Raw genomic sequence first — 6,038 nt, 5'->3', positions numbered from 1 at the left:
TTTGATGATCTCGTCGATATAACGCCCGACGTTGTAGACCTCGCTCACCCCACCCGGCTTGGTGCGAAACACCGCGTAGTTGGCCTCGGCCTTGACGACATCGCCTTCTTCCGAGAGGATGCGCGCCGGGCTGACGATGTGGCGCATGTAGTAAGGCCCGTGATAGATCGTCTGCGTGACGCCATACACCCGATCCTTCATCATGCCCCGGCTTTCCAGCGCCATCAGGGCCAGCGGCAGGCCGCGGTCAAAATTCTCGCGGGCCTGCACCTTGTAATTGCCCTCCTCCACAAAGAATTCCGGCCACGCATCAAACCGCTTTTCGTCCAGCGCCGCCGCGTAGGCTGCGTTGAGCTGGTCCACCTCCAGTTGCAGCATCAGGCGCTGCAGTCCCTGTTCACTCGCCGTCATAGACCCATGACTTTCTTCCAGTAGGCATACATGCTGCGGATCWGGGTTTCGGTGACCATGTGCTCCGTCATCTCGGTGCCGGTGCCGCCCAGCTCGCACAGTGTTGAGCCGGTGTCGCAGGCCTGTGCAAAGCCGGCCTGGCTGAACTCGATCACTTCACCGTCATCCGCACTGACGAAACCGGCCGGTCCGAACAGGTTGGCCTGGCGCAGGCGGCGCTGCGTCATTTCGGGTGTGTCGTCGGCAAAGCCGAAGTGCGTCCAGATGAAATCAAACTCACCCTCCCCACGCGGCACGATGTGGCGTGTGCTCAGCGAATTGACCTGCTGCTGGATGATCAGGCTGGGAAACAGCGTGATCATGGTCACGGTGGGCGTGATGTCGCCGCCCGGGCTGGATGGGTCGGGCATCTTCCACCAAGGCTCGGGCACCACGTCCAGCAGGCGGTCGTCATGCAGGGCCATGTTGGCCTTGAACGAGGTCACGCCTTCGGTCACGGCGTCGTTCTGCCCACCCTCGTTGCGGCGCGAAATCATCACGGCATGGCGGCCCTCGCCGTCCATCACCATGCGGCTTTTCTGATCGGCACGCCAAAGGCCGAAGGTCACAAACCACGTGTGCAGCAGGCCAGGGTGGTAAGGGTCCTTGATGTTTTCCATCATCAGCTTCCAGTTGCCCGGAATGCGCTGGCGGTTGTAGCCCAGCAGCGTCAGCTTGCGCGCTCCGTCGGGGCCTTTGAAGATGCGGTCCAGCCACGGCGTGATCTGCGGGCCGAGATAGTCTTCCAGCGGTTCGGTGTCATCGCTGAAAGTGGCAAACACCAGGCCGTGCAGCACTGCGACACGCAACTTGGTCAGCCCATGGTCCTTGAGATCGAACCCTTCGGGCATGCCGCCGTTGACGCAATCACCCTCTTTCACGCCGTCCTTGAAAGGCAGCCCCGCCAGGTCACCATTGAGCTTGTAGGTCCACTGGTGATACGGGCAGACAAAGCTGCGCGCATTGCCCTGCGGGTTCTGGCAAAAGCGCACGCCGCGGTGGGCGCAACGGTTTTCAACAACGCGTATGCCGTGGTCGGTGGCACGGTCTTTGGGTGCGATGCGATCCCGCACCATCAGCACCTGTCGTTCACCGACATGGCTGAGTTTGTAGTCGCCCACATTGGGAATCTCGGCCTCCAGGCCCACATAGCACCAGTGCGTGCCGTAAAAGATTTTTTCCAGCTCGCGCTGGTACAGCTGCGCATCGGTGTAGGCCCAAAAGGGCACGCGACTGGAGCCAGGGTCGCTCCAGCGTGACAGGGTATGAGGTGCGTTCATCTGAGTGTCTCCGGGTCCTGCAGCGTACCTGCGCACAGGATTTCGGACAGATAATACGCTTACTTACGATTTCCGACTTCTTTCCCTGATCTTTTCAGTAAGGCATCGGTAGCGGCCGTCAGTCAAATACGCAGGTTGCCTGTTCAATCCTGGCCTGCACTTCCGCCCCAGTCGGGGGCACACAGCCGCGTCGCATCACGCACAAGCTGGCACTGGCCATGGCGTGGGCCAGCAAGCTGCGTCCCACATCATCCGGTAGTGCCAGCAGGTCAGCAGTGCCAGTCACACCGTTTTTTCGCGCCAGCAAAGCGGCCATGAAACCGGCGAGAAAACAGTCGCCTGCACCCACGGTATCCACCACCGCCAACGGCCGGGATTCGCGGGCGCGCCACCGCCGGCCATCGCGTGTCAACAGACAGGCTCCGTGCGGCCCCAGGGTCAGAACCAGCAAGCCGGCACCGCTCGTATCCAGCAGATGCTGCGCCCGCGCAAATACATCAGCGCCAGGTATCGCCAGGCTTTCCAGGTCTTCATCGCTGACCTTGACGACGTCGGCGTGTTGCAACGCAGCGTGCACGTTGCGCCTGTAGTCCTGCAGGTCCGGCATGACCGACGGCCGCAGGTTGRCATCCACCACCACCATGCTGCCCGCCTGATGCTGGGCACGCAGCCATGGCAGGTAGCGGCCCGCATCCTCGGGCGCGAGTGCCAGGGCACCGGTATACACCATCTCGAGCGCGGGGACGCGTTGACACGACTGGATCAGGCTGTCCGCCGTGACCGCACGGTCCGCCACATCCTGCCGGTAAAAAACGTAGTCGGGATGGCCTGCATCATTTAGCCCCACCACGGCCAGTGAGGTGCTTTGTGCCACAGGCTGTGGGCAGGCCAGCCGCACACCATCCCCGGTCAGCGCGGCAGCCAGCTGGCGGCCAAAGCGATCGCGCGACAAAGGGTTGAGGTACAGGGTGCTGACGCCCTGCCGGGCCAGCGCACGCGTCAGGTTGAAAACAGCGCCACCCGGGCAAGGTTCATAACGTCCGTCCGGTTGAACGATCAGGTCAATCAATGCCTCACCAGCGGTTGCAACTTGCAGCACTTTTTCAGGGTTTTTCTCAGGGTAATCCATAACTAAAACAACTTGATTTAATAACTCAAGCGCCACTATAGTTCACCAACACCCATCACTTATGGGTACTTTCCCGCGAACCCGGGCCTGAATGTCGATTCAACAAGGAGACCATTTCATGAAAAAGACCACCGCCCTCCTGGCACTGTCCAGCCTCGCCCTGGCCGCCACATCGGCCTTTGCAGCGGGCGAACCCGTGATCGGCCTGATTACAAAAACCGAAACCAACCCCTTCTTCGTCAAGATGAAGGAAGGTGCTGAAGCCGAGGCCAAAAAACTCGGCRCCAAGCTGCTGACCGCCGCCGGCAAATCCGACGGCGACACAGCAGGCCAGATCACCGCACTGGAAAACATGGCTGCCGGCGGCGCCAAAACCATTTTGATCACCGCCAGCGGCGACGCCATCAGCCCTACCGTCAAAAAACTCCAGGCCAAAGGCGTGCAGGTGATTGCACTGGACAGCCCTTTTGAAGGTGCCGATGCCCTGTTCGCCACCGACAACTACAAAGCCGGCGTTTTGATCGGCCAGTATGCGAAGGCGGCCATGGCCGGCAAACCTGCCAGGATTGTCACGATCGACCTGTTCCCAGGCCATCCGGTGGGGGCGCAACGTCACAATGGGTTCATGAAGGGTTTCGGCCTGCCTGCGGCAGACGCGAAATCCAACGAGCTGTCCAAAGACGCGGCCGTGGTCTGCATGGCCGATGGTTTTGGTGACCAGGCCAAGAGCCAGACGGCCATGGAAAACTGCCTGCAGAAAAATCCCGACGTCAATGTGGTCTACACCATCAACGAGCCTGCGGCCGCGGGTGCGTTTAATGCGCTGAAAAAGGCCGGCAAGGAAAAAGGCGTGACCATTGTCTCGGTCGATGGCGGCTGCCAGGGCATCAAGGACACGGCAGCCGGCATCATCACCGCAACGTCGCAGCAATACCCCCTGACCATGGCGGCGCTGGGCGTGGCAGCAGGTGTCAGCTACGCCAAGGGCGGCAAAAAGGCTTCGGGTTACACCGACACCGGCGTGACCTTGGTCTCGGCAAAAGCCCTTCCGGGTGTAGACAGCAWAGACACCAAAACGGGACTGAACCTTTGCTGGGGTGCGAAGTAATCGGCCAGACGCCTGCCGCCTGTCATCTTGCACCAGGTCCGGTGCAGGATGACAACATCATTTTCTCCATCCTGGATCTTTACCGATGAACCTGTCTTCGCGCCACATCCCGTGGGGGGCCCTCGGCCCCTGGCTGGCCCTGCTGGCCACCTGCATCTTTTTTACCACCCAGTCAGACCGCTTCCTGACGGGTGCAAACCTGTCCCTGGTGCTGCAGCAGGTGATGGTGGTCGGTGTCCTGGCCATTGGACAGACCCTGATCATCCTGACGGCCGGCATCGACCTGTCCTGTGGCATGGTGATGGCACTGGGCGGCATGGTGATGACCAAGTTCGCCGTGAATTACGGCATCAACCCCTACCTGGCCATTGCTTGCGGCCTGGCGGTCACGACCGGCTTCGGCCTCGTCAATGGCTTGCTGGTCACCCGTATCAAATTGCCCCCTTTCATCGTGACGCTGGGCACCCTGAACATCGCATTTGCGATCACACAGATCTACTCCAACGCGCAAATCGTTCCCAACCTCCCGGCGGAATTGACCGCGCTGGGCAACACATTCGACCTGGGCAGCACCGAAGTCAGCCTGGGAACGGTCACCATGATTGGCCTGTATCTGCTGGCGTGGTTTGTCTTGCGGGACACCGCGCCGGGCAGGCACCTGTATGCCGTGGGCAACAACGCCGAAGCAGCAAGGTTGACCGGCATCCGGGTCGACCGCGTACTGGTGGCCGTGTACGCGCTGGCCGGTCTTTTTTACGGCATCGCCGCGCTCCTGTCGGTGGCGCGCACCGGCGTCGGCGACCCGAATGCCGGGCAAACCGAAAACCTGGATGCCATCACCGCCGTGGTGCTGGGCGGCACCAGCCTGTTTGGCGGACGCGGCATCATCCTCGGCACGCTCGTCGGCGCGGTGATTGTGGGCGTGTTTCGCAACGGTCTCACCCTGATGGGCGTTGCCTCCGTCTACCAGACACTGATTACCGGCATTCTGGTGATCTTGGCGGTCGCGGCCGACCAGATGTCGCGCAAAGGGCCCCGCTGATGAACACCTCAACGTCCCTCCCCACTTCCGCACCTCTGATCATGCAGGCTAAGGGWCTGGTCAAGCGCTACGGCCAGGTCACCGCACTGGACGGTACCGACTTCGAACTACGCGCCGGCGAAATCCTGGCCGTGATCGGTGACAACGGCGCCGGAAAATCCTCGCTGATCAAGGCCTTGTCGGGCGCCACCGTGCCTGACGAAGGCGAACTGTTGCTCGACGGCAAGCCGATGCGCTTCAAGTCTCCTATCGATGCGCGCCGTGCCGGGATCGAAACCGTCTACCAGGATTTGGCCGTGGCCCCTGCCATGAGCATTGCGGAAAACCTGTTTCTGGGCCGCGAACTCCTCAAGCCCGGCCCCTTGGGCCGCTGGCTGCGCCTGCTCGACAAGAAGAAGATGCTGGAGCAGGCCATTGCCCGCATGCAGGAACTCAAGGTCGGGATTCGTTCGATGACGCAGGCCGTGGAAACACTCTCCGGCGGCCAGCGCCAATGCGTAGCCGTGGCGCGCGCCGCTGCCTTTGCGCAGCATGTGGTCATCATGGATGAACCCACGGCCGCCCTGGGCGTGAAAGAAGGCAACATGGTGCTGGAGCTGATTCGCCGGGTGCGCGACAAGGGACTGCCCGTCATCTTGATCAGCCACAACATGCCGCATGTGWTTGAAATCGCCGACCGCATCCACATCCAGCGCCTGGGCCGCCGTGCGGCGGTCGTCAATCCCAAGACCATCAGCATGAGCGACACCGTGGCCGTGATGACGGGCGCCAAGACGGCCGAAGAACTGCCGGAGTCCGCGCTTGCCTGACATATTGGCCCCCACGCTTGTCACTGCGTGTACTACGTTGCCCCCCGAGGGGGCGCTGCGCCTGCGGACTGGCAAAGCCAGATCCGCGGCCCCGGCTGGTAAAGAGGGGCCCCCCGCGCTTATCGCTTCGCGTACTGCTGCCGCTCGAGGGGGCACTGTCACTCCAAAATGCGTGAGGCCCGCTCATGCTTAAAGGCATTGACCCTCTACTCACGCCCGA

General features: G+C 61.7%; 6 protein-coding genes. 3 read left to right on the top strand and 3 right to left on the bottom strand.

Annotation, left to right across the window (positions count from 1 at the left end; all coding sequences use genetic code 11):
• The 3 genes from AC1D1P_RS12090 to AC1D1P_RS12080 form a co-directional block, all read right to left on the bottom strand.
• Positions 1 to 411 (bottom strand): aromatic-ring-hydroxylating dioxygenase subunit beta (locus AC1D1P_RS12090; protein ID WP_477673143.1); only part of this gene is annotated, 411 nt, incomplete at its 3' end.
• Positions 408 to 1,730, bottom strand: a complete 1,323-nt coding sequence (locus AC1D1P_RS12085; protein WP_477673142.1) for an SRPBCC family protein — start codon at positions 1,728 to 1,730, stop codon at positions 408 to 410. The genes AC1D1P_RS12090 and AC1D1P_RS12085, both read right to left, overlap by 4 nt.
• Before the next feature lie 118 nt (positions 1,731 to 1,848).
• A complete protein-coding gene (locus AC1D1P_RS12080; protein ID WP_477673141.1) occupies positions 1,849 to 2,859 on the bottom strand; it encodes a PfkB family carbohydrate kinase in 1,011 nt (336 codons plus the stop codon).
• Positions 2,860 to 2,977: 118 nt separating this feature from the next.
• Here AC1D1P_RS12080 and AC1D1P_RS12075 point away from each other — a divergent pair, with 118 nt between their 5' ends.
• The 3 genes from AC1D1P_RS12075 (at position 2,978) to AC1D1P_RS12065 (ending at position 5,818) form a co-directional block, all read left to right on the top strand.
• A complete protein-coding gene (locus tag AC1D1P_RS12075; RefSeq protein WP_477673140.1) occupies positions 2,978 to 3,967 on the top strand; it encodes a substrate-binding domain-containing protein in 990 nt (329 codons plus the stop codon).
• 85 nt (positions 3,968 to 4,052) lie between these two features.
• A complete protein-coding gene (locus tag AC1D1P_RS12070) occupies positions 4,053 to 5,009 on the top strand; it encodes an ABC transporter permease (protein WP_477671141.1) in 957 nt (318 codons plus the stop codon).
• Complete coding sequence (locus AC1D1P_RS12065) at positions 5,009 to 5,818, top strand: ATP-binding cassette domain-containing protein (protein ID WP_477673139.1); 810 nt, start codon at positions 5,009 to 5,011, stop codon at positions 5,816 to 5,818. The genes AC1D1P_RS12070 and AC1D1P_RS12065 overlap by 1 nt, the downstream gene beginning before the upstream one ends.
• The last annotated feature ends 220 nt before the right edge of the window (positions 5,819 to 6,038 follow it).

The sequence above is a fragment of the Polaromonas sp. P1_E1_2 genome (genome assembly GCF_056406035.1).
This window is presented reverse-complemented; position numbering and strand designations above follow the sequence as displayed.